This window comes from Stenotrophomonas sp. Bg11-02 (assembly GCF_002836635.1).
GTDB classification, from domain to species: Bacteria; Pseudomonadota; Gammaproteobacteria; order Xanthomonadales; family Xanthomonadaceae; genus Stenotrophomonas; species Stenotrophomonas lacuserhaii.
Window position 1 is genome coordinate 205,511 of sequence record NZ_PJAY01000049.1, and the last position, 25,615, is coordinate 231,125.

At 67.5% G+C, this 25,615-nt stretch carries 21 protein-coding genes and 1 tRNA gene; 12 read left to right on the forward strand and 10 right to left on the reverse strand.

Annotated features, from left to right (window positions below):
- From ybgF to CXG43_RS04485, 5 genes are all read left to right on the forward strand, one after another.
- On the forward strand, nt 1-819 hold the full coding sequence (ybgF, locus tag CXG43_RS04465; protein ID WP_057687316.1) for a tol-pal system protein YbgF: 819 nt from the start codon (nt 1-3) through the stop codon (nt 817-819).
- Nucleotides 820-895: 76 nt separating this feature from the next.
- A complete protein-coding gene (queE, locus tag CXG43_RS04470; RefSeq protein ID WP_101098842.1) occupies nt 896-1,594 on the forward strand; it encodes a 7-carboxy-7-deazaguanine synthase QueE in 699 nt (232 codons plus the stop codon).
- 76 nt (nt 1,595-1,670) lie between these two features.
- The gene (queC, locus tag CXG43_RS04475) at nt 1,671-2,336 is read left to right on the forward strand and encodes a 7-cyano-7-deazaguanine synthase QueC (RefSeq protein ID WP_101098843.1); all 666 of its coding nucleotides are present in this window, start codon (nt 1,671-1,673) and stop codon (nt 2,334-2,336) included.
- 75 nt (nt 2,337-2,411) lie between these two features.
- Nucleotides 2,412-2,487, forward strand: a tRNA-Lys gene (locus CXG43_RS04480).
- Nucleotides 2,488-2,910: 423 nt separating this feature from the next.
- Nucleotides 2,911-3,210, forward strand: a complete 300-nt coding sequence (locus CXG43_RS04485) for a hypothetical protein (protein WP_057687320.1) — start codon at nt 2,911-2,913, stop codon at nt 3,208-3,210.
- Between the two features lie 44 nt (nt 3,211-3,254).
- Here CXG43_RS04485 and yghX read toward each other — a convergent pair whose 3' ends face one another.
- The 3 genes from yghX to CXG43_RS04500 all read right to left on the reverse strand — a co-directional run bounded on the left by yghX (nt 3,255) and on the right by CXG43_RS04500 (nt 5,525).
- Complete coding sequence (gene yghX / locus CXG43_RS04490; RefSeq protein WP_101098844.1) at nt 3,255-4,142, reverse strand: YghX family hydrolase; 888 nt, start codon at nt 4,140-4,142, stop codon at nt 3,255-3,257.
- 71 nt (nt 4,143-4,213) lie between these two features.
- On the reverse strand, nt 4,214-4,633 hold the full coding sequence (locus CXG43_RS04495; RefSeq protein WP_101098845.1) for a response regulator: 420 nt from the start codon (nt 4,631-4,633) through the stop codon (nt 4,214-4,216).
- Nucleotides 4,634-4,751: 118 nt separating this feature from the next.
- The gene (locus CXG43_RS04500) at nt 4,752-5,525 is read right to left on the reverse strand and encodes a CPBP family glutamic-type intramembrane protease (RefSeq protein ID WP_101098869.1); all 774 of its coding nucleotides are present in this window, start codon (nt 5,523-5,525) and stop codon (nt 4,752-4,754) included.
- 155 nt (nt 5,526-5,680) lie between these two features.
- Here CXG43_RS04500 and CXG43_RS04505 point away from each other — a divergent pair, with 155 nt between their 5' ends.
- On the forward strand, nt 5,681-6,028 hold the full coding sequence (locus tag CXG43_RS04505; RefSeq protein WP_057687323.1) for a zf-TFIIB domain-containing protein: 348 nt from the start codon (nt 5,681-5,683) through the stop codon (nt 6,026-6,028).
- A 5-nt stretch (nt 6,029-6,033) separates the two neighbouring features.
- Here the strand turns inward: CXG43_RS04505 and CXG43_RS04510 are convergent, their stop codons facing one another.
- From CXG43_RS04510 to CXG43_RS04535, 6 genes are all read right to left on the reverse strand, one after another.
- Nucleotides 6,034-6,549 (reverse strand): GNAT family N-acetyltransferase, encoded by a 516-nt coding sequence (locus CXG43_RS04510; protein ID WP_101098846.1) that lies wholly within the window; start codon nt 6,547-6,549, stop codon nt 6,034-6,036.
- A gap of 57 nt (nt 6,550-6,606) precedes the next feature.
- Nucleotides 6,607-7,515 (reverse strand): copper resistance protein B, encoded by a 909-nt coding sequence (locus CXG43_RS04515; protein WP_101098847.1) that lies wholly within the window; start codon nt 7,513-7,515, stop codon nt 6,607-6,609.
- On the reverse strand, nt 7,512-9,323 hold the full coding sequence (locus CXG43_RS04520) for a copper resistance system multicopper oxidase (RefSeq protein ID WP_101098870.1): 1,812 nt from the start codon (nt 9,321-9,323) through the stop codon (nt 7,512-7,514). Before CXG43_RS04520 ends, CXG43_RS04515 begins: the two co-directional genes overlap by 4 nt.
- Before the next feature lie 90 nt (nt 9,324-9,413).
- Complete coding sequence (locus CXG43_RS04525) at nt 9,414-9,797, reverse strand: CopL family metal-binding regulatory protein (RefSeq protein ID WP_101098848.1); 384 nt, start codon at nt 9,795-9,797, stop codon at nt 9,414-9,416.
- 85 nt (nt 9,798-9,882) lie between these two features.
- On the reverse strand, nt 9,883-11,691 hold the full coding sequence (gene recQ / locus CXG43_RS04530) for a DNA helicase RecQ (protein ID WP_101098849.1): 1,809 nt from the start codon (nt 11,689-11,691) through the stop codon (nt 9,883-9,885).
- Nucleotides 11,692-12,104: 413 nt separating this feature from the next.
- On the reverse strand, nt 12,105-12,680 hold the full coding sequence (locus tag CXG43_RS04535) for a Dps family protein (RefSeq protein WP_232767592.1): 576 nt from the start codon (nt 12,678-12,680) through the stop codon (nt 12,105-12,107).
- 89 nt (nt 12,681-12,769) lie between these two features.
- Here CXG43_RS04535 and hrpA point away from each other — a divergent pair, with 89 nt between their 5' ends.
- On the forward strand, nt 12,770-16,858 hold the full coding sequence (hrpA, locus tag CXG43_RS04540) for an ATP-dependent RNA helicase HrpA (protein ID WP_101098850.1): 4,089 nt from the start codon (nt 12,770-12,772) through the stop codon (nt 16,856-16,858).
- 40 nt (nt 16,859-16,898) lie between these two features.
- Here hrpA and CXG43_RS04545 read toward each other — a convergent pair whose 3' ends face one another.
- On the reverse strand, nt 16,899-17,411 hold the full coding sequence (locus CXG43_RS04545; RefSeq protein ID WP_101098851.1) for a hypothetical protein: 513 nt from the start codon (nt 17,409-17,411) through the stop codon (nt 16,899-16,901).
- Between the two features lie 141 nt (nt 17,412-17,552).
- On the opposite strand from CXG43_RS04545, the gene CXG43_RS04550 reads away from it, so the two are divergent.
- From CXG43_RS04550 to CXG43_RS04570, 5 genes are all read left to right on the forward strand, one after another.
- Nucleotides 17,553-19,709: a bifunctional (p)ppGpp synthetase/guanosine-3',5'-bis(diphosphate) 3'-pyrophosphohydrolase gene (locus tag CXG43_RS04550; protein WP_101098872.1), complete on the forward strand. Its 2,157-nt coding sequence runs from the start codon at nt 17,553-17,555 to the stop codon at nt 19,707-19,709.
- Nucleotides 19,710-19,739: 30 nt separating this feature from the next.
- A complete protein-coding gene (locus CXG43_RS04555) occupies nt 19,740-21,302 on the forward strand; it encodes a hypothetical protein (RefSeq protein WP_101098852.1) in 1,563 nt (520 codons plus the stop codon).
- Nucleotides 21,303-21,373: 71 nt separating this feature from the next.
- Nucleotides 21,374-22,345, forward strand: coding sequence for a glycosyltransferase family 2 protein (locus CXG43_RS04560; RefSeq protein WP_101098853.1), 972 nt, complete (start codon nt 21,374-21,376; stop codon nt 22,343-22,345).
- A gap of 112 nt (nt 22,346-22,457) precedes the next feature.
- Nucleotides 22,458-24,884 carry a penicillin-binding protein 1B gene (gene mrcB / locus CXG43_RS04565; RefSeq protein ID WP_101098854.1) on the forward strand — a complete coding sequence of 809 codons (2,427 nt, stop codon included), beginning with the start codon at nt 22,458-22,460 and terminating at the stop codon, nt 24,882-24,884.
- Nucleotides 24,885-24,889: 5 nt separating this feature from the next.
- Nucleotides 24,890-25,417 (forward strand): hypothetical protein, encoded by a 528-nt coding sequence (locus CXG43_RS04570; RefSeq protein ID WP_101098855.1) that lies wholly within the window; start codon nt 24,890-24,892, stop codon nt 25,415-25,417.
- The last annotated feature ends 198 nt before the right edge of the window (nt 25,418-25,615 follow it).

Here is a 25,615-nt window from a genome sequence, read left to right on the forward strand (position 1 = left end):
ATGCGCATCGGCATCAATCTGATGCTGGTCGTGGCGGCAGCCTTCACGGCTGCCGCCCCGGCGTACGCGCAGCGGCAGAGCCTTGCCGACCGCGTCGGCGCGATCGAGCAGCAGCTGTACAACAACAGTGCCAACACGGACCTGTTGAACCAGATCACCCAGCTCCGCCAGCAGGTCGGGCAGATGCAGGGCACGATCGAACAGTTGCAGCACGATAACGCCCAGCTCAAGCAGGGCAACCAGGACGCATTCCTGGACCTGGACGAACGCCTGAACCGCCTCGAAGGTGGAGCAGCGCCGGTCGTTCCGTCGGCACCCGGCAGCAATGCACCGCTTCCCCCGGTTCCGGCCGTGCAGCCTCCCGCAGCGGCCACTTCAGAGCGGCCGCCTTCGGTACATGGCGACGCAGGCAGCCTGGCGGTCAGCGGCGATGAGCGCACCACCTACAACGTCGCCTTCGATGCATTGAAGGCCGGCAAGTACGATGACTCCGCGCAGCTGTTCCTGAGTTTCCTGGAGTTGTACCCCAGCGGTGTCTACGCCCCCAACGCGCTGTACTGGCTGGGCGAAAGTTATTACGCCACCCGCAATTTCCCGATGGCCGAGCAGCGTTTCCGTGAGCTGATCTCGCGCTATCCGACCCACGACAAGGCCTCCGGTGGCCTGCTGAAAGTCGGTCTTTCCCAGTTTGGCGCAGGCCAGGTGGAGCAGGCCCAGCAGACACTTGAATCGGTCGTGGCGCAGTATCCCGGCTCGGACGCCGCGCGCACCGCGCAGGACCGCCTGCAGTCGATCCGCCTGGGCCAGCAGATCCGCTGAGGCCCGCGTGGGCACCCGCTTTTTGTAGAGCCGAGCCATGCTCGGCTGCTTTCGTTTCAGGTCCCCGGAATTCCGCATGAACGCAACACCCGCCAACGCCGTTGCCACGCCCAGTGACATCGTCCAGTCGCCGCTGCCGCGGCTGAAGATCACCGAGATATTCACTTCGCTGCAGGGCGAGGCGGATACCGCGGGCTGGCCCACCGTGTTCGTGCGCCTGACCGGCTGCCCGCTGCGCTGCCAGTACTGCGACACCGCCTACGCTTTCCATGGCGGTACCTGGTGGGATATCGACGATATCGTGGCCGAGGTGCTCGCCCAGGGCGTGCGCCACGTCTGCGTGACCGGCGGCGAGCCGCTGGCACAGAAGCGCTGCCTGATCCTGCTGCAGAAGCTGTGCGACGCCGGCATGGACGTTTCGCTGGAAACCTCCGGTGCGCTGGATGTGTCCGAGGTGGATCGGCGCGTATCGCGCGTGGTCGACCTGAAGACGCCGGGTTCTGCCGAGATGGCGCGCAACAAACTGGAAAACCTGCCCCTGCTGACCGCGCGCGACCAGGTCAAGTTCGTGATCTGCAGCCGCGAGGACTACGACTGGGCCAAGGCCATGGTCGTCGAGCATGCGCTGTCCGAACGCACGATGGTGCTGTTCTCGCCCAGCAAGGGCGAAATCACCGCCCGCGAGCTGGCCGACTGGATCGTCGCCGACCGGTTGCCGGTACGCTTCCAGATGCAGCTGCACAAACTCCTCTGGAATGACGAGCCGGGCAGGTAAGCTGCCGCGTCGTTCCTGCTTCACCCCGGCGCGGGACAGCGTGCTGGCTCCCCTCCCCAAACCGGATGATTCACCCATGAAGAAGGCAGTCGTGCTTCTCTCCGGCGGCATGGATTCGGCCGCCGTCATTGCCCTCGCCCAGGAACAGGGCTTCGCCGTGCACGCGCTCAGCGTGCGCTACGGGCAACGCCACACCTCCGAACTGGAGGCCGCCGCCCGCGTCGCCGCCGCCCAGGGCGTGGTCCTGCACAAGACCGTCGACGTGGACCTGCGCAGCATCGGCGGTTCGGCATTGACCGATGACATCGACGTGCCCGAGGCGGGCGGCGAGGGCATCCCGGTCACCTACGTGCCGGCGCGCAACACGATCATGCTGTCACTGGCGCTGGGCTGGGCCGAAGTGCTCGGTGCCAACGATATTTTCTGTGGCGTCAACGCGGTGGACTACTCCGGCTATCCCGATTGCCGTCCGGAGTTCATCGCCGCGTTCCAGGCGCTGGCCAACCTGGCCACCAAGGCGGGAGTGGAAGGGGCGGGCATCACCGTGCACGCACCGCTGCAGTTCCTCAGCAAGGCGCAGATCGTCAGCGAAGGCGTGCGGCTGGGCGTGGATTTCGGGCTTACGGTGTCGTGCTACAACGCCAACGCCGAAGGTGCCGCCTGCGGCCACTGCGATGCCTGCCGGCTGCGGGCACAGGGCTTCGACGAGGCCGGTATCGCCGATCCCACCCATTACGCCTGACATGCGCGGGCGCTTCACCTCGGCGCCCGAATCAGGGTAGAATGCTCGCCCCCGGTGCAAAGCCGGGGCAGCAATGGGCCGTTAGCTCAGTTGGTAGAGCAGAAGACTTTTAATCTTTTGGTCGATGGTTCGAATCCATCACGGCCCACCATTGCAGGCAGCACCAGAAAAGCGCCCCGGAGGCGCTTTTTTTTGTGGGCTACAGATGGTCGAAATCGAAATTATCCTGGCGCGGGAGCCCGGAGGTATTGGAGTCGCCCCGCGGGGCGATGTAGTTGATGACCGACCAGAGGGCATAGACCAGTGTCGCGGCACCCAGCACCTTGCTGCCCGCCTGCAGTGCACGTTGCCCGCACGCTATCGGCGTGTCCCTCCGGTTCGGCGGCAGCAGTGTGTTACTGCAGGCTGGCAGGACAAACAGCGACGGCGCTATAAGAAATCGATCTGCGGCAGGCTGGCGGCGTGCACCACTCCGCGCTCCGCCGTGATCGGCCACCCTTCGCTTTGCCGTCTCATTCAGAGCTGACATGGCAGGCGAGTATGGTCAAGGTTGGTTCGGGAGGACAGCGCACAGATGGCGAAGTACGAACGGCAGGACAATTCTGAAACACGTTGGTTGAGTTTCAGGCTGCGCAACGGGCAGTCGATCGCGCCAGCCAAGCTGCGTGCTGGCTGGGCGGCGGCCGCGGCGGTGCCGGGCATCTCGGTGCGTCGCGAAGATATTGAAAGCGGGACGGTGGTCTACGCTTTGTACGGCCCCAGCAGCCTGGGCGCCCCGCAGGTAGCGGAAATGCGCATGCGGCAGTTCCTGATGGACGAAGGCTACACCTTCACCATGGGCACCCTGGGTGCGCGGCCGGGCATCCGGCTCTGATCCGCTGAAAGGCGATGCCGGGTGACGCCCGGCACCGCAGGGCATCACGCCAGATACTTCCGGAACCACCCCAGCGTGCGCTCCCACGCCAGCGCGGCAGCCGCTTGGTCGTAACGCGGCGTCGAGTCGTTATGGAAGCCGTGGTTCGTGCCGGGGTAGACATAGGCCTCGTACGTTGTCCCGGCCTTCTTCAGCGCGGCCTCGTAGGCCGGCCAGGTGGCATTGACGTTGTCATCTTTCTCGGCGAAATGCAGCAGCAACGGCGCCTTGATCCTGACCACATCGTCCGGCTTGGCCTGGCGGCCGTAGAACGGCACCGCCGCATCCAGTTCCGGATAGGCCACGGCCGCCGCGTTGGACACCCCGCCGCCGTAGCAGAAACCGGTGATGCCGACCTTGCCGGTGCCCAGCGGCGAGGCGCGCAGGTACTCGATGGCGGCGAAGAAATCGTTCATCAGCTTTTCCGGGTCGACCTGCGCCTGCAGTTCGCGGCCGCGCACGTCATTGCCCGGATAGCCGCCGACCGAACTCAGCCCATCCGGCGCCAGCGCGATGAAGCCGGCCTTGGCCACGCGTCGGGCGACGTCTTCGATGTACGGATTCAGGCCGCGGTTTTCGTGCACCACCACGATGGCAGGCAGTTTGCCGGCTGCCTTGGCAGGTTTCACCAGATAGCCGCGTACCTGGCCATGGCCATTGGGCGAGGGATAGGTGATGTACTCGGCGACGATGTCCGGATCGGTGAACTGCACCTGCTGGGCCAGCGCGTAATCCGGGCTCAGCGCCGCCAGCAGGGTGGTGGCGGCCACGCCGGCCATCGCATAGGCGGCAGCGCGGTCGAGGAAGTCGCGACGGCTCAGGCGGCCATGTACATAGCCGTCATACAGTTCCAGCAGGTCCGGATGAAAATCCTTGGCAGTCAGTCGGGTCACGGGCGCAGCCTCTGCGAAAGCGGTGCGCTGAATCTAGCATCGCTTCGGCGGGTGCGCCCGTGGCAGGCCGCTCAGGCGGCGCGCGGCGCGTCGTGCGGCAGGCCTTCACCGGAATGGCGGAAGCAGATGCGGATGGCGTCGAGCAGTTCGCTCATGTTGTACGGCTTGGGCAGGAAGTGGATGCCCTGGTGCAGCAGCGGCAACACCTCGTGCTGGCACATGCCGGAGGTGACCAGGATCGGCAGGCGCGGGAAAGCCGCACGCACACGGTTGGCGGCCTCGATGCCGCTGATGCCGCCCAGGCAGACATCGGTGAACAACATGTCGAAGCGCTCGCCGGCATTGAGCAGGCCCAGCGCGGCCTCCGCCGAACTGACCCCCACCACTTCGCAGGCCTGGCTTTCCAGGGTGAGGCGGCTCAGCTCGAGGGTTTCCTCGGAATCTTCGATCAGCAGCACTCGCGGCTGCACATTCTGCTTTGACAACAACATGACGCACGGGCTCCGTGACACGATTGGAACAAGGGCGGCGGAGGCTCCAGGCCCCAGCGGCGCGCAAGTATGCGCGGGCCGTGGGTGAGCCCTGCGTGCAGGAATCGGTAAGGTCTGGTTACAACGGGCCGGTGCGGCGTGCACGGGGCGGAAGCAGCGCCCACAGCACCAGCACGGCCAAGGCGGCCGCGCCAAGGCGCAGGCCGATGCCCTGCCAGCCCATGGCGATGGCATCGGGCACGGCGAGCACGTTCCAGGCCAGGTTGAGCGAAATGTGCAGGGCCAGCCCGCTCCACAGGGTGTAGCCATCCAGGCGGTTCAATACGGCAAACACGAAGCCGCCGATGCCGGTCACCGCGAACACCAGCGCGGCCATCGCCCCGGCTTCCGGACCACCGAACCCGAGCCAGTGGACGGCGCCGAACAGCACCGCCTGCACGCTGGCGGCCAGCCACCAGGGCCACCCCAACACGCGCTGGGCGAACACGAAGCCGAGGCCGCGGAACAGGATTTCTTCGGCGAGCGGAAACAGCAGGGCCAACATCAGCAGCGAAAGCAGATCGATGTCGGTGGCCGGCGCGCCCAGCCACCACAGGCCAAGCCAGCACGGTACGGTGGCCAGCAGCACCAGCAGTGGTCCACGCGCACCGTTCCACTGCAGGCCCAGGCTGCGTGCCAGCGAGCGCCCCGGTGCCAGCAGCACGGCCGCGGTCAGCAGGGCGAGGGCGGTCGCCAGCAGGTTGTCCAGCAGGCTGCCGCCGAAGGGCATCGGCAGGCCGGGGATCGGCGTGCCGATGGCCTTGGCGATATCGCGTACCCACAACCCGAGCGCGACGGCGAGCACCAGCGCGACAGAGGCCGGCAGGACCGGAAAGCGGGAGGTCGTGTTCATCGGGGCATCCTTGCGTGGGTCACGTGGCACTATGCCGCCGCCGCAGCACACCGGCATGCGCCGGAGGTCCATGTGCCGATCGTCAGGGCTGTTGCCATGCAGTCATCGGCGGGCGGTTACAGTGCAGGTCTCCCCCCCTAGCAGGAGTGCCAGCGATGCTGTGCCCCGTTTGCAAGACCCAGGCGCTGACCATGTCCGAACGCCAGGGCATCGAGATCGATTACTGCCCGCAGTGCCGTGGCGTGTGGCTGGACCGTGGCGAACTGGACAAGATCATCGAGCGTTCGGCCTCCGCGCCGGCCGTGCCGCCGCCCGCACCGGTACAGGCTGCGGCCCCGGCTTACAGCCAGCCGCCACCGCCGCCGGTGGCCGTGCAGCACCGCGATACGCGCCACCTGGGCCAGCGCCACAACGACGGCTATGCGCAGCAGGGCCAGTACAACCAGCATGGCTACAGGAAAAAGAAGAAGGAAAGCTTCCTGTCGGACCTGTTCGATTTCTGAGGCAGTCAGGCGGGGCGGTGCAGGATGTACTCGCGGTCACGCGAGTCACCGACGACGAACTCGTACTCGCCCACCTTGTGGCAGCCATGGCGCGCGTAGAAGCGCTGCGCGCCGTGGTTTTCCGACCACACGCCCACCCACAGGGTGCGCGGTGACGGGCTGTCCAGCCACTCAAGGAACGCGGCCATCAGCCGCTCGCCGTGCCCCGCATTCTGGTGGCTGGCCAACACATACAGCCGCTTGAGTTCGATGTCCCCGGCCGCGGCCAGGGGATGCGGCAGGCTGTTCGGGCCGGCGGCCAGATAGCCCACGGCGCGTCCATCGGCTTCCAGCAGCCACGCTGCAGCGTGCGGGTCAGCCAGTTCGGCGCGTTGCGGTTCCAGGCTGTAGTGCGCGTGCAGGAAGGCCTGCAGGTCCTGCGGCGGATACGAATCGCCGAAGGTTTCGGTATAGGTGGCAATGGCGATGTCTGACAGTGCAGCGGCATCGTCCACGCAGGCGCGGCGCAGGGTGGTAGGCATCGCCCATTGTAGAAGGCCCCGGCACACAGGGTGCACCGGGGCCTGCGGCAAGGCGTCCTAGAACCACATCCTGACGCCGGCCACCCAGCGCGTATCACGAACATGGTCAGCCTCGGCCCGGTCGGCGGTTTCGCCGAACAGGCGCTCATGGCTGATGCCGATGTACGGCGCGAAGCGGCGGCTGAACTCATAGCGCAGGCGCACGCCCGCTTCGACCTTGTTGAGTCCGCGCCCGATGCGCTGGGCCGGCTCATCACGTGCGGCCAGCGTGGCCTCGACCATCGGCTGCAGGATCAGCCGGTTGCTCAGCAGCACCTCGTATTCCACTTCCGCAGTGGCCATCACTTGGCCGCCGGAGCCGGCGTACAGCGTGGCGGAGGTTTCGAACTTGTACGGCGCCAGGCCCTGGATGCCCAGTGCCGCCCAGGTGCGCGAGTCCGCCGGCCGGAAGTCCTGCTTCACACCGGCCAGCACGTCCCACCACGGGGAAATGCTGCGGCCGTACAGTACTTCCAGGTCCGCCGCATCGGTGCGGCCGCCGCTGCGTTCGCCTTCGCTGCGCAGCCATACGCGGTTGATGTCCCCGCCGATCCAGCCGCTGGCTTCCCAGGCTTGGCCGGTGCCATGGCGGCCGTCCCAGTGTTCCAGCCGATCCACCAGCAGCAGGCTGTTGATGGAGGGGGCGTGCTGCATGGCGGCGTGGTCGATGGCGGGGAAAGCCGCTGCACGGTCGGCGGCGGTGACCGCGGGAATCGGCTCGTGCGGCAACGCGGCAGCATCATGCTGCGCGTGGCCCATCTGCGAATGATCCATGCCGGAATGGTCCATCTTCGAATGGTCCATCTTCGAGTGGTCCATCGACGCTGCTGGGGCGGCGTGGTGGTCGTGCGACTGCGCCAGCGCGGGCAACGCCGACAGCATCGCCAGGCCCATGGCACTGCGTGCAAGGTGCAAGGAGACGCTCATTCTTCGATCCTCACTTCGCGCATCATGCCCGCTTCCATGTGGTACAGCAGGTGGCAGTGGAACGCCCAGCGGCCCAGTGCATCGGCGCGCACGCGGTAGCTGCGGCGGGTGCCCGGCGGCATGTCCACAGTGTGCTTGCGCAGCTGGAAATCGCCCTGTGCATCTTCCAGGTCGCTCCACACGCCATGCAGGTGGATGGGATGCTGCATCATGGTGTCGTTGACCAGCACGATACGCATGCGCTCGCCGTAGTTGAGCCGCAACGGTTCGGCCCCGGCGAAGGGGATGCCATCGAAGGACCAGGCGAACTTCTCCATGTTGCCGGTGAGGTGCAGTTCCACCTCGCGTCCCGGCTCGCGCCCATCGGGGTCTTCGAACAGGCTGCGCATCGCGCCGTAGGTCAGTACCTGGCGGCCGTTATCGCGCAGGCCGATGCCTGGATCGTCCAGCTTCGGATCGGTGGCGCTGCTCTGCATGTCCACCAGCGGATTGCCGCGCTCGCTGTGCGGGTGGGTGACCTTCGTGGGCATGGCGGCGGCTGCACCGTGCGCCCCGTGGCCGGCGTGTGCGCCGTGATCCATCGCCGGCATCGCGTGGTCCATGCCATGTCCGGACATGCCGCCGTGGTCCATCGCATGCCCCATGTCGTGCCCCATGTCGGCCATGGTCAGCAGTGGACGCGGATCGCGCGCGGGAACCGGTGCCTGCAGCCCGTGGCGCACCGCCAGGGTGCCGGCGGCAAAGCCGGTGCGGCCCATGTCCTGGCAGAAGATCGTATACGCGTCCTGGCCGCTGGGTTCCACCAGCACATCGAAGGTCTCGGCCGGTGCGATGCGGAATTCATCGATGCTGACCGGGTGGATGTACTGCCCGTCGGCGGCGACCACGGTCATCTTCAGGCCAGGGATGCGCACGTCGAAGTAGGTCATCGAGCCACCGTTGATGAAGCGCAGCAGCACTTTCTCGCCGCTGCGGAACAGCCCGGTCCAGTTGCCCGCCGGCGCCGTGCCGTTCATCAGGTAGGTGTAGGTATGCGCGTTGACATCGGAGATGTCGGTCGGGGTCATCCGCATCCGGCCCCACATGCCACGGTCGGACAGCGCCGCGCCCCAGCCATCGCGACGCGCATCGCGCAGGAAATCGGGCAGGGTGCGCTTGTAGTAGTTGTCGTGCTCGGCGAGCTTCTTCATGCGCCGGAACAGCGCGCCGGGATCCAGGTCGGTCCAGTCTGAAAGAAGGATCAGGTGTTCGCGATCAAACGCATACGGCGGCGGCTGCGCCGGGTCGATGATCAGCGCGCCGTACAGCCCGGCCTGCTCCTGGAACATGGAATGGCTGTGATACCAGTAGGTGCCGGACTGCTTGAGGGTGAAACGGTAGTGGTACGCCTCGCCGGGCGCGATGCCGTTGAAGCTGAGGCCCGGCACGCCGTCCATGTTGGCCGGCAGCAGGATGCCGTGCCAGTGGATCGACGTGGGGTGGGCCAGCGTGTTGCGCACGTGGATGTCCACGGTCTGGCCTTCGCGCCAGCGCAGGATCGGCGCGGGCAGGCTGCCGTTGACCGTGATCGCCGGGCGGGTGCGGCCGGTGAAGTTGGCCGCCGATTCGCCGATGGCCAGTTCGATGTGGGAATGACCGAGGACCTGCGGCGCGGTGGCCAGGGCAGGACCGGCGGCAGCCAGCGCGTGCAAGGGAAGGCCGGTGGCGGCGGCCCCGGCGACCACGCCGCCGGCGGCCAGGCCCTGCACGAACAGGCGGCGTGACGGTTGGGCCGGGTGGCCCGGACCATTGGAAGAAGAAAAACGCATTGTAAGGAACTCCAGACGCAGGACATCACCGGTCCGGCGCAGGGGCGCGCGGGCCAGCATCGAGTCACGCCACGGGCGTGGGCGTTGGAATCAGCCGATGGGAGGGCGTTGGATGCGTGGCAGCGCGGGCGTTGGATGGCCCGTTACAGGCTGCTGCGGTGGACGTGTGCCGGCGTAGTCGGCGGCCAACAGGGCGAGCCCTTCGGCAGCCAGTGCCGGTTGCTGCGCGCAGGTCCGCACGCAGTCCTTCAGTTTGCAGTGGGCGTCGTCAGGTGCTGCCAGGGTCTGGTGATCGCTGGCGAGCGGCGGCTGCAGGCCGGCCGGTGCCGCGGCGTGCCCGTGGCATGGAGGCGCTGCAGCGGGCGCCGTTTCAGGCGCGTCCATGCGGTGTTCTCCGGCCATGGCTGCGTTCAGTCCGTTGAGCAACAGACTGATCATCAGCACCACGCGCAGCAGGAGGGAGGCCACGGACATGTCGCTACCTTAGCCGGATCGGTGCGTCGATGCAGCCCCGCCTGAACCGCCGGTTCAACCCTGGAGCAGCACAAGGCACCTGCCGTCAGCCCTCTTCCCGCACCACCTCGATCAGCTGCGGACCATAGCGCGACAGCTTGGTGCCGCCGATACCGCCGACCCGGGCCAGTTCGTCCAGCGACGTCGGGCGCTGTTCGGCGATGTTGCGCAGGGTGCTGTCGTGGAAGATCACGAAGGCCGGCACGTTCTGCTCGCGGGCCAGTTCGGCGCGCAGCCCCCGCAGCGCGTTGAACAGCGCCAGGTCCTGCGGCAGCACCGACAGGCCGCTGCCGCTGCGCTGGGTGCTGCGTTCGCGGCTGCTGCTGGGGGCGCTGTCGCGGCGCATGCTGATCTGCCGCTGGCCCTTGAGCACGTCACGGCTGGCGTCGGTCAGGCGCAGGCCGCCATGGCCGGCGGTGTCCACTTCCAGCACGCTGGTGGCCACTAGTTGGCGGAACACGCTGCGCCAGGTCCGCGCGTCCAGGTCCTTGCCGATGCCATAGGTGCTCAGCTTTTCATGGCCGCTCTGGCGCACCTTGTCGTTCTCGCTGCCGCGCAGGATGTCGATCAGGTGGCCTACGCCATAGCGCTGGCCACTACGGTACACGCAGCTGAGCGCCTTCTGCGCCGGGATGGTGGCATCCCAGGCGGCCGGTGGGGTCAGGCAGTTGTCACAGTTGCCGCAGGCCTGCGGATAGGTCTCGCCGAAGCCAGCCAGCAGCACCTGGCGCCGGCATTGCATGGATTCGCAGTAGCCCAGCAGGTGGTCCAGCTTGGAGCGTTCCAGCTGTTTGCGTTCTTCCCCGGCCTCGGACTGTTCGATCATCTGCTTGAGCAGCACTACATCGCCCAGGCCGTAGCACAGCCAGGCTTCGGCGGGCTCGCCGTCGCGGCCGGCACGGCCGGTTTCCTGGTAGTAGCCTTCCATGGATTTGGGCAGGTCGGTATGGGCGACGAAGCGCACGTCCGGTTTATCGATGCCCATGCCGAAGGCGATGGTGGCGCACATCACGATGCCGTCCTCGCGCAGGAAGCGGCGCTGGTTGGTGGCACGCACTTCGGCCGGCAGGCCGGCGTGGTAGGGCAGGGCGGTGAAGCCTTGGCTGCACAGGAATTCGGCGGTTTCCTCGACCTTGCGCCGCGACATGCAGTAGACGATGCCGGCCTGGTCGCGGTGGCTGCGCAGGAAGCCGGTCAGCTGCTGGCGCGCATTGTCCTTCTGCACCACGGTGTAGCGGATGTTGGGGCGATCGAAGGAGCTGACGAAGTGCCGCGCCTGGGCCAGGTCGAGGCGTTCGGCGATTTCGCGCTGGGTGGGCGGGTCGGCGGTGGCGGTCAGGGCCAGCCGAGGGATCTCCGGCCAGCGCTCGTGCAGGACGGTGAGCTGGCGATATTCCGGCCGGAAGTCGTGGCCCCACTGTGACACGCAGTGCGCTTCGTCGATGGCGAACAGGGCGATCCGGCTGCGCGAGAGCAGGGACAGGAAGCGGCCGGTCAGCAGGCGTTCGGGAGCGACGTACAGCATGTCGAGCTCGCCGGCCAGCAGGTCGCGTTCGACGCGCGCAGCGGTTTCGCCATCCAGGGTGGAGTTCAGGAATTCGGCGCGCACGCCGAGCTGGCGCAGGGCTTCGACCTGGTCCTGCATCAGCGCGATCAGCGGGGAGATGATGATGCCGCAGCCGTCCCGCAGCAGGGCCGGGACCTGGTAGCAGAGCGACTTGCCGCCGCCGGTGGGCATCAGGACAAGGGCATCATGGCCGGCAGCGACGTGCTCGACGATGTCCCGTTGCGGGCCGCGGAAGTCGTCGTAACCAAAGACGCGGCGGAGCAGCTCGTGCGCGGGACTGGAAGGCATCCCGTTAGTTTACCCGTTCGGGCGGAGTGCTGTTCTGCGTTGCGTTCTGCGCGAACGTCAAAAGCGGCAGGGCTGGGTGGTGGGCGGGGCGGGGAGGCTGTGCAGGACACGCCGTGAACCCGTCCATGGGGGCTCGCTGTTGCCATCCATGGCAACAGACGGTCCTGCACAGCCTCCCCGCCCCACCTCCGACAGGTTCATGGCGGCCACGGGCATGCGAGGAATCAACTACCGCCGCAGCGGCCACGGTAGCGCCGAGCCACGCTCGGCGGGCACCATCAGGCACCATGCGCTGCGCCATCCACGCCATCTCACCGTGTGCAAGCCCCCCTTTATTAAGGGGGGCGCGCCGACAGGCGCGGGGATAGGAGGGATGCGGGGGCAGTAAGGCAGCGGGGCTTCGCCCCGCGGCCTTACTGCAGCAGCGAGCGCAGCATCCAGGCGTACTTCTCGTGGGTCTGCAGGCGCTGGGTCATCAGATCTTCGGTGGGGGCGTCGTCGGCGTCGTCGGCCACGTCCAGCACCTGGCGGGCGGTGCGGCAGACCGCTTCGTTGGCGACCACCAGCTGGCGTACCATTTCACGCCAGTCGGCGCTGTTGGTCAGGCCGGGCTCTTCCGGGATGGAGGTCAGCGCGGCGAATTCGCGGTAGGAGCCCGGTGCGTTGAAGCCCAGTGCGCGGATGCGCTCGGCCACTTCGTCCAGCGCGGCCCACTGTTCGGTGTATTGGGTTTCGAACATGGCGTGCAGCGAGTTGAACATCGACCCGGTCACGTTCCAATGGAAGTTGTGGGTTTTCAGGTACAAAGTGAACGCGTCAGCCTGGTAGCGCGACAGACCGTCGGCGATCTTCTTGCGCTCGCCTTCCTTGATCCCGATATCAATGCCAGGTGCGGAAGGTGCTGCCGCGGCGAGCTTCTGCTTGCCGGTCTGGGCGGCCTTCGCGCTGGCCAGTGCCGGGGCCTTGGTGATGCTCTTGGTCTTTGCCATGGGGACGTTTCTCCTTGTGGATGAGATGATCTTCACGATAGACCAGAACTAATGTCTGGTCGCTATCAAGTTTTTAAACGAATCGATTGATGAACTCTATTGAAAAAAACCCGGCCTCCCGCCTGTCGCAGCAGCGGACCGCCCTCGACGGCGCGATGACCCGCGACCGGGGGCGCCTGCTCGGCATGCTCGCGCGCTGGCAATCCAAGCCGCAGGATGCTGGCTTGGCGCAAGCGTTCGAGCAGGCACTGCAGGCGTCGGTACAGCGCCGCCAGGCAAGGGCCAGCCAGAAACCGGCCATTACTCTGGACCCGCAGCTGCCGATCGCGCGTGAAGCCGAGTCGATCATCGCGCTGATCCGTGACCACCAGGTGGTGGTGATCGCCGGTGAAACCGGTTCGGGCAAGACCACCCAGCTGCCCAAACTGTGCCTGGCTGCCGGCCGAGGCGAAGCCGGGATGATCGGCTGCACCCAGCCGCGGCGGATCGCGGCGCGTGCGGTGGCCAGCCGCGTAGCGCAGGAATTGAACAGCGAACTGGGCCAGCTGGTGGGTTTCCAGGTGCGCTTCAATGACAAGGTCAGCGAAGACAGCCGCATCAAATTCATGACCGACGGCATCCTGCTGGCGGAAATCGCCAGCGACCGCTGGTTGTCGCGCTACGACACGATCATCGTCGACGAGGCGCACGAGCGCAGCCTCAACATCGATTTCCTGCTCGGCTACCTGAAGCAGCTGCTGAAGAAGCGGCCGGACCTGAAGTTGATCGTCACCTCGGCGACCATCGATACCGGACGTTTCGCCGAACATTTCGACGATGCGCCGGTGATCAGCGTGGAAGGGCGCACCTACCCGGTGGAGGTGCGCTACCGCGCGCTGGAAGGCGAGGGCGAAGAGCAGGGCGAGCGCACGGTCAACGATGCCATCGTCAGTGCGATCGATGAGATCACCCGGATCGACGCGCGCGGGGATGTGTTGATCTTCCTGCCGGGCGAGCGCGAGATCCGCGATGCCCACCAGTCGCTGGAACGGCGCAAGTACCGCCAGACCGAGGTGCTGCCGCTGTATGCGCGGCTGTCCAACCAGGACCAGGACCGTGTGTTCAACCCGGGCCCGAACCGGCGCATCGTACTGGCCACCAACGTGGCCGAGACCTCGCTGACCGTTCCGCGCATCCGTTACGTGGTCGATCCTGGCTTCGCCCGCGTCAAGCGTTACAGCCCACGGCAGAAGCTGGATCGCCTGCATATCGAGCCGATCTCCCAGGCCAGCGCCAACCAGCGCAAGGGACGCTGCGGACGCGTGGCCGAGGGCATCTGCTACCGGCTGTACGCCGAAGCAGATTTCCAGGCCCGGCCGGACTTCACTGATCCGGAGATCCGGCGCTCCAGCCTGTCCGGGGTGATCCTGCGCATGCTGCAGCTGGGCCTGGGCCGGATCGAGGATTTCCCGTTCCTGGAAGCGCCGGACGAACGCGCGGTTGCCGACGGCTGGCAGCAGCTGGCCGAACTGGGGGCCGTGGATGGCGAGCGTCGCCTGACGGCCGTGGGCAAGCAGATGGCGCGACTGCCGGTGGACGTCAAACTGGCGCGCATGCTGGTAGCCGCGCAGGCGGCCGGCTGCCTGAAGCCGATGCTGGTGATCGCCTCGTTCCTGGGCATCCAGGATCCGCGTGAGCGTCCGCCCGAAGCCCGTGGGGCGGCCGATACTGCGCATGCCCAGTTCGCCGATGGACGCTCTGAGTTCGTCGGCGTGCTGCGGCTCTGGGATGCCTACCGCCAGGCCCATGAAGACCTGACCCAGTCCAAGCTGCGTGACTGGTGCGGGCGCAATTTCCTCGGTTTCCTGCGCATGCGCGAGTGGCGCGAGCTGCACCGTCAGCTGCGCCTGCTGTGCGAGGAACTGGGCTGGACCGAAGAGGCTGCCGAGGCTTCGCTGGCGCCGCTGCTGGCGGGCAGCAAGGCACCGGCCGCGGCCAGTGATGACGCCACCGCGATCAAGGCCACGCGTGGCCAACTGCACCGCGCTGCGCGACTGGCGCGCGAAGGCAAGCCGGCCGAGCAGGCGGCCGTGCCGGTGGCGGTGCGTGCGCAGAAGGAGCAGGCACCGGAAGGCGGTGGCTTCAGCGAGCGCGCACGTTCTGCGGCCTACCAGACACTGCATCGCGCGCTGATCGCCGGGTTGCCTACGCAGATCGGCCACCGTACCGAAAAAGGTGACTTCCAAGCGCCACGACAGCGCCGTTTCCAGCCGTTCCCGGGCTCTACGCTGGCCAAGCGGCCGCCGCCGTGGCTGCTCGCCGCCACCCTGCTGGATACGCAGAAGATCTGGGGCCTGACCAATGCGGCGATCGAGCCGGACTGGGTGATCGCCGAGCTGCCGCACCTGCTGCTGCGCAAGCACTTCGATCCGCACTGGTCACGTGCGCAGGGACAGGTGCTGGCCTCGGAACAGATCAGCCTGTTCGGGTTGGTGCTGGCACCGAAGAAACCCGTGCACTACGGTCGCATCGAACCCGTCGAAGCGCACGACATCTTCGTACGCCAGGCACTGGTGACCGGTGAGATCACTACCCGCGCCAGCTTCGTCGCCGACAACCAGAAAGTGCTGGAACAAGCGCGCGAAGAGGAAGCCAAGCTGCGCCGCGCCGGAATCGTCGCCGACGAAGGCTGGCAGGCGCGCTGGTACCTGGACCGGATTCCGTCGGATATCCACTCTGCAGCCGGACTGGATGCCTGGTGGAAGAGCCTGCCGCCTGCGCAGCGGCATGGCCTGTCCTGGTCACTCGTCGATCTGCTGCCCGGCGAAGGCAGCGAAGAAGACCGGTTCCCGAAGTATTTCGCGCTGGGCGATGCCCGGCTGCCGCTGAACTACCGCTTCGAACCCGGCGCGGACGACGATGGCGTAACGCTGGACGTGCCGCTGCACCTGCTCAACGCACTGGATCCGGTGCAACTGGGCTGGCTGGCGCCGGGCTTCGTGGCGGACAAGGCCACAGCGTTGATCCGCAGCCTGCCCAAGGCCATGCGGCGCAACTACGTGCCCGCACCGGACTTCGCACGGGCCTTCGCCGAAGCGTTCCCGCAGCCCAGTGCCGATGACATCCGCGGCGAGCTGGCACGGTTCCTGTCGCGTGCGACGGGCGCGGCGGTGGCCGCGCTCGACTTCGACCTGGACTCGGTCGATACCCACCTGCACATGAACCTGCGCCTGCGCGACGAGCAGGGCAAGGTACTGGCAACCTCGCGTGACCTGGAGGGGCTGCGCGCACGCTTCGGTGACAAGGCCGGCCATGCCTTCGCTGCACGCGCAGGGCGTGACATGGCAGCAGAAGGGCTGCGCGATTTCCCGTCTGCACCGATCCCCTTGCAGGTGCCCGGCGAAGCCGGCGTACCGGCCTACCCGGCACTGGTGGACGAAGGGGATTCGGCTGCGCTGCGCATCTTCGCCGATCCGCAGCAGGCCGCTGAAGCGCATCCACGCGGCGTACGCCGACTGCTGGAGATCGGCCTGGCCGAGAAGGCCAAGCAGGCGCGCAAACAGTTGCCGGTGTCACCGAAAACCGGCCTGTTGTACGCGGCCATCGAGTCGCAGGAAAGGTTGCGCGGCGACATCGTGGACGCGGCGATGAATGCCGTGCTGGCCGAGGGCCTGGATTCGATCCGGGACCCGCAGGCGTTCGCGCAGCGGCGTGACAGTGCGGGCAAGGCACTGTTCGGCGAGGCGATGGAGCGCCTGAAGCTGGCCGAGTCGATCCTCGGCCTGGTGGCCGAGATCAAACCCGCGCTGGAGGCACCGCTGATGGGCTGGGCGCGCGGCAATCTGGATGACATGGAGCGGCAGCTGGCCGGGCTGGTGCATGCCGGCTTCCTGCGCGACACGCCTGCCGATGCGCTGTCGCAGTACCCGCGCTACCTCAAGGCCATGCTGCTGCGGACCGAGCGCGCCAAGCGCGATCCACCGCGCGACCAGGCCCGCATGCTGGAGCTGCATCCGTTCCTGGAGGCGCTGCAGAAGGGCCGTGAGCAGGGGATGCAGGATCGGCCACAGTGGCAGGCGCTGCGTTGGGACGTGGAGGAACTGCGTGTCTCGTTGTTCGCGCAGGAATTGATCGGGCGGGGTGGCATTTCGGCCAAGAAAGTCGCCCAGCGCGCTGCCGAACTGCACAAGGCGCGCTAGCGCGCGGAGCATGGCCGGGCACTGTCGGCCCGGCCCGCCCTCACTTCACCCGCTTCACCTTGGCGCGGGTGTTGACGCCGGGAATCTGCAGATACCAGGCGCCGCTGACCGACGGGGCGATGCTGACCTGCGGATCCTGCCGACGCACGCCGCCGACATTGGCACTGTCGGTCTGCTCCCAATGCTGGCCGTTGGCCAACACATACACCCGGCCCTGGGCGAAGCCGCGGAACTCGCCCGGCAGCACGCTGGTGATCGGCTCGCGGCTGCCGAAGTCGAAGAAGCCGCGGTGCTCTTCGACGACGGCCTTGCGGCCCTCTTCGCGCGCAGCCTGGATGGCGGCGGCCGACGCGGCTTCCACCTTGCCTTGCAACCAGCGATTCAGGTTGGCCAGCTCGACCGGCTGCAGTCTGTCCAGTCCGGCGGCCTTGAACTCGGCCGGGCTCATCTGCTGCTGCAGGTCACCTTCCACGATGCGCTGGGCCCACGCCGTGGACGAAACGGCCAGCAGGGCCAGCGAGCACGCAAGCAGGCGGGGCGAAGGCAGGGTCATTGGGTGGTTTCCATGGGGATTGGGCCGAGTGTAGGGCAGGCGCGTCGGGAATGAACATCGGCGCGCGGATGTCCTCGCAGCGATTGTCCCTGAACGGGTGCGGCGCTAGTGTAGTTCGTACCCGTCTTATCTGTGATCGTCGTGAACCGCGCTTCCGTGCCTGGCCTGGATACTCTGTTGAACCGCCCCTCCGCCGCGGCGGTCCACGAACCGTTGCGCGAGGCATTGCTCGGCGCATGGGCCCAGGTCGGGCACGGCGAGACGGTCGACGCCAACTGGTCGGTACTGGGCGATACGTTCGACGCCTTGGCGTTGCTCTCGGCCGACGAAAGCTCGCTGGTGGCCGCGCTGCTGTTCGATCTACCCGCATTGCGCGGCCGCGTCGCCGGCCTGCCGCTGGCCAACCCGGCCGCCGTCACCGGCCTGCTGGACGGCCTGGATGCTGCCGACCAGGTGTGGGCGTTGCATGCCGGGCGCGAAGCGGGCCGCAACAGCGAAGGCCTGCGTCGACTGCTGCTGGCGATCATCCAGGACCTGCGCGTGGTGCCCTTGCTGTTGGCCAGGCAACTGGCGCGGATGCGTGCGGCGGACAAGCTGGACGATGAAGAACAGCGCCGCGCGCTGGCCCAGCTGACCCGCGACATCCATGCGCCGCTGGCCAACCGGCTGGGTATCTGGCAGCTGAAATGGGAGCTGGAAGATCTGGCGTTCCGGCATCTGGAGCCGGATACCTACCGGCGCATCGCGCGCGAAGTGGATGAGACCCGCGTTGCCCGCGAACGCTACGTGGAGAACGTCAAGAAACTGCTGTCGCGTGACTTGGCGGCCAACGGCATCAACGCCGAAGTCAGTGGCCGACCGAAACATATCTACAGCATCTGGCGGAAGATGCAGAAGAAGCGCCTGTCTTTCGACCAGCTCTACGACATCCGCGCGGTGCGGGTGATGGTCGACGATGTCGGCGCCTGCTATGCCGCGCTGGGCGTGGTGCACGCACTGTGGGCGCCGGTGCCGAGCGAATTCGATGATTACATCGCCCGCCCCAAGGCCAACGACTACCGATCGTTGCATACCGCCGTGGTGGGGCCGGAAGGGCGCACGATCGAGGTACAGATCCGCACCCATGAAATGCACGCGCAGGCCGAACTCGGCGTGGCCGCCCACTGGAAATACAAGGAAGGCGGCAAGGGCGGCGAGAAGGCGTTCGACCGCAAGATCACCTGGATGCGGCAGCTGCTGGAGCAGGCACAGGAGGCTTCGGCCAGTGGACTGGCCGGTGCGCTGGATGCCGAGCTCACCGAGGACCGGGTGTATGCGCTGAGCCCCAAGGGCGAGGTGATGGACCTGCCTCAGGGCGCCACCCCGCTGGACTTCGCATACCACGTGCACACCATGGTCGGGCACCGGTGCCGTGGTGCGAAGATCAACGGCCGCATCGTGCCGCTGACCTATCGGCTGCGCAGCGGGGATCGGGTGGAGATCCTGACCGCCAAGGAAGCCGACCCGCGGCGCGACTGGCTGCTGCCGGCCAACGGTTACCTCGCCAGCAATCGATCACGCGAAAAGGTGCGCAACTGGTTCCACAAGCTGGATCGCGCGCGCAACGTGCAGGCCGGCCGCGAGCTGCTGGACCGGGAGCTGAAACGCCTGGGCCTGGCGCAGGCTGATCTTTCCACGGTGCTGAGGAAATTCCATGCCGACAGTGCGGACGACTTGTACATCCAGGTGGCACTGGGCGACACCGGCCCCAACCAGGTCAGCCGGGCCCTCCTGGAGGCCGAGCGCGCCGCCAGCCAGCCCCCTGCGCCGCCGGCCCTGCCGCGTCCGACGGCACGCCGCGAGGGCCTGGGCAAGAGCAAGTTCACCGTGCAGGGCGTGGGCAACCTGCTGGTCCAGTTGGCGCGTTGCTGCCAGCCGGTGTCCGGCGAACCCATCGTGGGCTACCTCACGCGCACCCGCGGGGTGACCGTGCACCGCGCCGATTGCCCGTCGCTGGCCCGCCTTTCGGCAACCAGTCCGCAGCGCATCCTGCCGGTGGAGTGGGGCCAGGCCGGCAGCGGCTACGAGGTGGATGTGGTGATCGATGCGGTAGACCGGCGCTGGCTGCTGAAGGACATCACCAACCTGATCGCGCAGGAAGATGCCTATGTGCTGGACATCCACAGCGACAACGTCCGCAACAGTGGCCAGGCCCACCTGCGCCTGCGGCTGAAAGTCAGCGACTTCGACCAGCTTTCCGCGCTGCTGGGCAAGATGGATGCGCTGCCTGGTGTCAGCCAGGTCCGCAGGCTCGGCTGAACTTCACGTCCTCCGGGCTAGTCTTCGCACATGGAAAGGAATTCGCGTCGCGCAGGCGGGCCGGGACACGATGCGCTGCAGCGCGTACGTCAGGAAGGGCGCTGGTGGTGGCTGCAGGCACGGCACACGCACAGGATCTGGCGCTGGGCGCTGCTGGCTGCCGTCGTGCTGTTCCTTGCCCTGATCCTGCTGCGAAGGCCGCTGGCCGACTGGTTCTGGGATGAGCCGCGCATCCAGCAGTTGCTGGAGCAGGGAGATCGTGCCTTGCTGGCGGGCCGCCTGAGCGCAGCCGATGGCAGTGGCGCGCGCGAGTATTTCCAGGCTGCACTGGCGCTGGATGGCGACCGCAGCCAGGCCCGCGAGGGCTTGGCGCGGACCGGCGCGGCGGCGCTGCGGTGGGGCGCGGAGGCGCTGGCCCGGGACGACCTCGGTTCGGCCGCTGAAGCGCTCGCGTTGGCGCGGCAGCTGCAGGTGCCACAGCCGGCCAGCGAGGCCCTTGCGCGCCAGCTTCGCGACCGGCAGGCAGCAGGCGCCGGGCTTGACGTGCTGCTGGGCCAGGCGCGCCAGGCACTGGCTGCCGGACGGCTGGACGACACCCCGGAAGATGCCCTGCCGCTGCTCCAGCGCGTGCTCGAACTGCGTCCTGTGGACGTGGCGGCCCTGGAGGCGCGTGAAGACGCGCTCAGCGATCTACTGCTGCGTGCACGCACGGCCAGCGAGCGTGGGGATGTGCAACAGGCCGCCCGGCTGTTACGGCGCGCACGTGAGTATGATCCGGGCCATGCCGACCTTCCGGCCAGCCAGGAGGCGCTGTCGCGCGCGCTGGAATCGCGTGCGCGGCAGGCCGCCCGCGAGCTGCAGCGTGGCCGGCTGGACGCTGCTCTGGCGCAGCTGCAACCTGCGCTGGACGCTGCGGGGGAAGATCCGGCCGTTGCCCTCCAGCGCGGGCGCTTGGCCGCCGCGTTGCTGAAACAAGGCCAGCGCCTGGCGGCGGATTACCGTTTCGATGAGGCTGCGGCGCGGCTTGACGATGCGCAACGCCTGCAGGGAGCCTCGCGTGAGCTCACGGCGGCCCGCCAGCAGGTGGAGCGTGCCCGCCTGGCAAGGCAGTCACAGCGCGGCAGCGGTGTGCGTCCCGGTGCCAGCACGAAGCAGCTCGGGCGCCTGCTGGAACAGTTGGGCGAGGCCGAGGCGCGCGGACAGTTGATCGCCCCGCCCGGTGCCAGTGCCTACGATGCGCTGCGCGAAGCCCAGTCGCTCGCCCCGGACGACCGGCGCGTCGTTGCGGCGGCCAAGCGCCTGCTGCCGGCCAGCCGCCATTGCTTCGAGGACGCACTGCGGCAGAACCGGGTGGAAGCGGCCGGCGGCTGCCTGCAGGCGTGGCAGACCCTGGCGCCGACCGATCCCGGGTTGGGGGTGGCGCGCAACCGCCTTGCCCTGCGCTGGGTTGCCATTGGTAGTGAACGGCTGGGCAGTGGAGATGTCGGGTTCGCGGCGCGCGCCGCCCTTCAGGCCCGCCAACTGCAGCCCACGCTTGCTGAACTTCCTGCGTTCGAAGCACGGGTCCTCCAGGCAGGCGGGCTTCCGCGCTGAGCCGTTGCGCTGTCGGCCGCTTGCCGTGTCCGCTATAGTCCTGCCGCTGCATCCCTCTGCCACGGTCTTCCATGCCTGCTGCTGTCCCTCTTGCCGAAAACGCGGTCCGCCATGCGGACGGACGAGGACATGCAACGCGTTTCGACGCGCAGTCTACCTGCGCGGTGATCGTGACCTATGGACCGGACCCCGCGCTGCTGCAGCAGGTAGTGGCCAGCGTGGTTCCTCAGGTGGGACACGTGGTGGTGTTCGACAACGGCAGCGGTGGGGTGGACGTGGCCGGCCTGCTGGCGGGACATCGCCGCGTGAGTGTGATGCCATCGGCGCTCAACGTCGGCCTGGGCGCTGCGTTGAACCGGGCCTGCGAACGCGCGCGCGAACTGGGTTTCCTGCATGTGCTGATGATGGACCAGGACAGCGTGCTGGCCGAAGGCATGGTGCGCACCCTGGGTGCGGCGCTGGTCGAGCTGCAGCAGGGCGGTGACGTGGCGGCGGTGGGGCCGCAGTTCCGCGATGCGCGCAGCGGCGAGCTGGCGCCGTTCGTGCGCTTTGGATTTCCGTTCAACCGCAAACTGCGCGGCGGGCCAGGGCAGCGGGTGTCCTGCGATTTCCTGATCACCTCCGGTTCGCTCGTTCCGGTGGAATCACTGGTGCGGATCGGACCGATGGACGAAGCACTGTTCATCGATAACATCGACATGGACTGGTGCTTTCGTGCCAAGCGTGCGGGCCTGTCCCTGCACGGCATATGCGATGCGCAGATGGCGCACAGCATCGGTGAGGAGCTGCTCGCTTCACGGGTGAAGCAGGACGGGGTGATCGTACACAAACCGTTCCGCCTGTACTTCATCATGCGCAACCGGGTGCTGCTGTATCGCCGCGTTTATACCCCGCGGGTGTGGATCGCCCAGGATGTGCCGCGACTGGTGCTCAAGTTCATCGGCAACGCCTTGTTCCTTCCGGCGCGCTGGCAGCGACTGGTGTTCATGTGCAAGGGACTGCGCGACGGCGTGGTGGGCCGCACCGGCGGACTGCCCGGCTGAGCCTGCCCGGCGCTGCGGCCAGCTTGAACTGAACCCAACGGCGGGGACGGGAACAGGCAGCGTTCGCGGGGCCTGGGGTAGACTCGGCGCATTCAAATATCGCGCCCTGCCTGTGCCCCGACGCTACGATTCCGACGACATCGACGATCTCGACGACGACAACGACACCGGCGCTTCGCCTTGGCGCCGTCGGTTGATCACCTGGAGCATGGCCGCCGTTGCGCTGGGGCTGGGCTTCCTGATCCCGTACACGGTGTACCTGAACCATCAGGTCACCCAGCGCTTCGGGGAGCTGCGCTGGCAGATCCCCACGCGGGTGTACGCGCGCCCGCTGGTCCTGCTGCCGGGCAAGGCGATGGACGCGGCCACGCTGAAGACCGAACTGGCCGCGTCGGCGTATCGCGATGACGGCGTCGGCGAGGCGCCGGCGACCTACGCGGTGAAGGGCTCGCGCTTCACCATTTCCAGTCGTGGTTACAACGATGTTGACGGCCGCGTGGCGCCGCGACGGGTGGAGCTGACGCTGGCCGGCGGCAGCATCGCCTCGCTGCGTGATGCCGAAGGGCGCAAGGCACTGAAGGCCGCGCGCCTGGATCCGGCCCGCATCGCCACGCTGTACGGGCAGAAGCAGGAAGAGCGCCGCCTGATCCGCATGGAAGAAGCGCCGGACCTGTTGGTCACCGGCCTGCAGGCAGTGGAAGACAAGGACTTCAACCGTCACCACGGCATCGATCTGTCCGGCATCGCACGCGCGGTGTGGGTGACGGTGCGGTCCGGAGGGCAGAGCCGGCAGGGCGCTTCCACGCTGACCCAGCAGCTGGCGCGCAGCGGCCTGCTCGGCATCGGCAAGGAACAGACGCTCACCCGCAAGTTCAACGAAGTGCTGTTCGCGCTGATCATGGAAGCGCGGTATGACAAGCGCACCATCTTCGAGGCCTACCTCAACCAGGTGTATCTGGGGCAGCGCGGCAGCCAGGCCATCCATGGCATGTCCTCGGGCGCCGAGTTCTGGTTCGGGCGCGACCTGTCATCGCTGGAAAGCGAGCACATCGCGCTGCTGATCGGCCTGGTGAAGGGGCCGTCCTATTACGATCCGCGGCGCAATCCGGAGCGCGCGCTGGACCGGCGCAACTTCGTGCTTGGCAAGCTGCACGAGGCCACGCTGATCGATGATGCGGAATACCAGCGCGCCGTGAAGGCGCCACTGGGCGTGCCGAAGAATCCCGGCATCGTGGCGGCCAACCGGTTCCCGGCCTACATCGACCTGGTGCGTCGCCAGCTCGGCCATGACTACCCTGAGTCGGTGCTGCAGGGCGCAGGAATGAGCGTGATGAGTGGCATGGCGCCGTCCGCACAGGCTTACGCCGAAGGCGCGGTGACCCGCACCGTGAAATCGCTGGAGAACAAGAAACGGCCGGAGATCCAGGCCGGCCTGGTGCTGACCGACGTGCATAACGGGGACGTGTTGGCCGTTGTGGGTAACCGCGATGTTTCCGCGCCGGGCTTCAACCGGGCCATCGAGGCACAGCGCCAGGTCGGCTCGCTGCTCAAGCCGTTCGTGTACCTGCTGGCGCTTGCCCAGCCGGATCGCTACTCGCTGGCAAGCTGGGTGGATGATTCACCGGTCACCGTGAACCTCGGGCGCAACCGCAACTGGTCGCCGGGCAACGCGGACAACCGCAGCCACGGCACGGTCCGGCTGGTCGATGCGCTGGCACATTCGTACAACCAGGCCACCGTGCGGGTGGGCATGCAGGTGGGTCCGGAGCGGGTCACCCAGCTCATCCACGTGCTGGCCGGGATCAAGGCCGACCCGAATCCGGCGGTGATCCTGGGCGCGACCGACCAGAGCCCGTATGCGATGGCCCAGCTGTACCAGTTCCTGGCATCCGGCGGTGAAATACAGCCGCTGCATGCAGTGCGTGGCGTGCTGGATCCGCAGGGCAAACTGCTGAAGCGTTATGACAAGACCCCGGCGCCGGCCCAGGAAGGGGATTCGATCGCCGCCAACCTGATCAGCATCGGCCTGCAGCAGGTGGTGTCCAGCGGTACTGCCCAGCGCCTGAACGCCGATGGCCTGGCGCGCCTGCAGGCGGCCGGCAAGACCGGCACCTCCAACGACGGCCGTGACAGCTGGTATGCCGGCTACACCGGTGACCACCTGGCGGTAGTGTGGATGGGCAACGACCAGAACGAGCAGACCGGACTGTTCGGCGCCACCGGCGCGATGCGGGTCTGGTCGGGCATCTTCTCGCGCCTGCCGACCGCGCCGCTGCGGGTCAGTGACAAGGGCCTGGACTACCAGTACGTCGAGGCCACTGGAACCGGCGCCACCGATGCGGGCTGTCCCGGCGCCCGCCGCTTCCCGTTCGTGGTCGGCTATGCGCCAGCGTACGCGCCCTGTGCCCCGCCTGCCGCGTTGCCCGAAGAGGGTGGCCAGCAGGGTGGGGGCTGGCGCAGCTGGTTCGGCCTGGATCCCAAGCCGGATGCTCCCGCAGAACCTTCGGCGCAGCCAGCGCCTTCGACGTCCCCGAGGTGAGTGCCATGTCTTTCCGTACCCTGCGCGTTTCCCTGGTTGCACTGGCGCTGAGCGCCTCGCTGGCTGCCTGTGTCAGCGCGCCACCGCCGGTGGTGGCGCCAGTGGATACCACGACGCCCGCCCAGCGCATGGCCGCAGTCGAGGCCGCCGCAGGTCCTGATGACAAGGAAGTATCGGTGGCGCCGCTGCGCGATCCGCAGGTCGACGATCTGCGCCAGTTGGCGCAGGCGCAGCGCCAGGCCGGTGACTTGGCGGCTGCGGCAGCGCATCTGGACCAGGCGCTGGGCCTGGTGACCGACGATCCAGCGGTGCTGCAGGAGCGCGCCGAGATCGCGCTGCTGCAGGGCCAATGGGCCCCGGCCGAACAGTTCGCGCACCAGGCTCTGCAGCTTGGATCAAAAACCGGTCCGCTGTGCCGTCGGCACTGGGCGACGATCGAGCAGGCGCGCCTGGCGCGCGGCGAGAAAGAGAACGCCGTGTCGGCGCATGCACAGATTGCCAGCTGCACCGTGCCGCCGATCATGCGCTACTGAGGTCGGCGAACGGGTGGGACCCCCTCGCGGGTGGCTGTTATTTGAAGCCGCAGCTGGGAGTGGGCCGGGTGGTGGGGCTGGTCGGGGGACGGCAGAAGCCGCTCCTGCGGGCCTCGTTTCGCGCCCTCCTTGGCGCTCAACGCCCCCGCCAACCCTGCCTCTTCTCCCCATCTGACGCCGCCGCCGATGCTTCGCGCG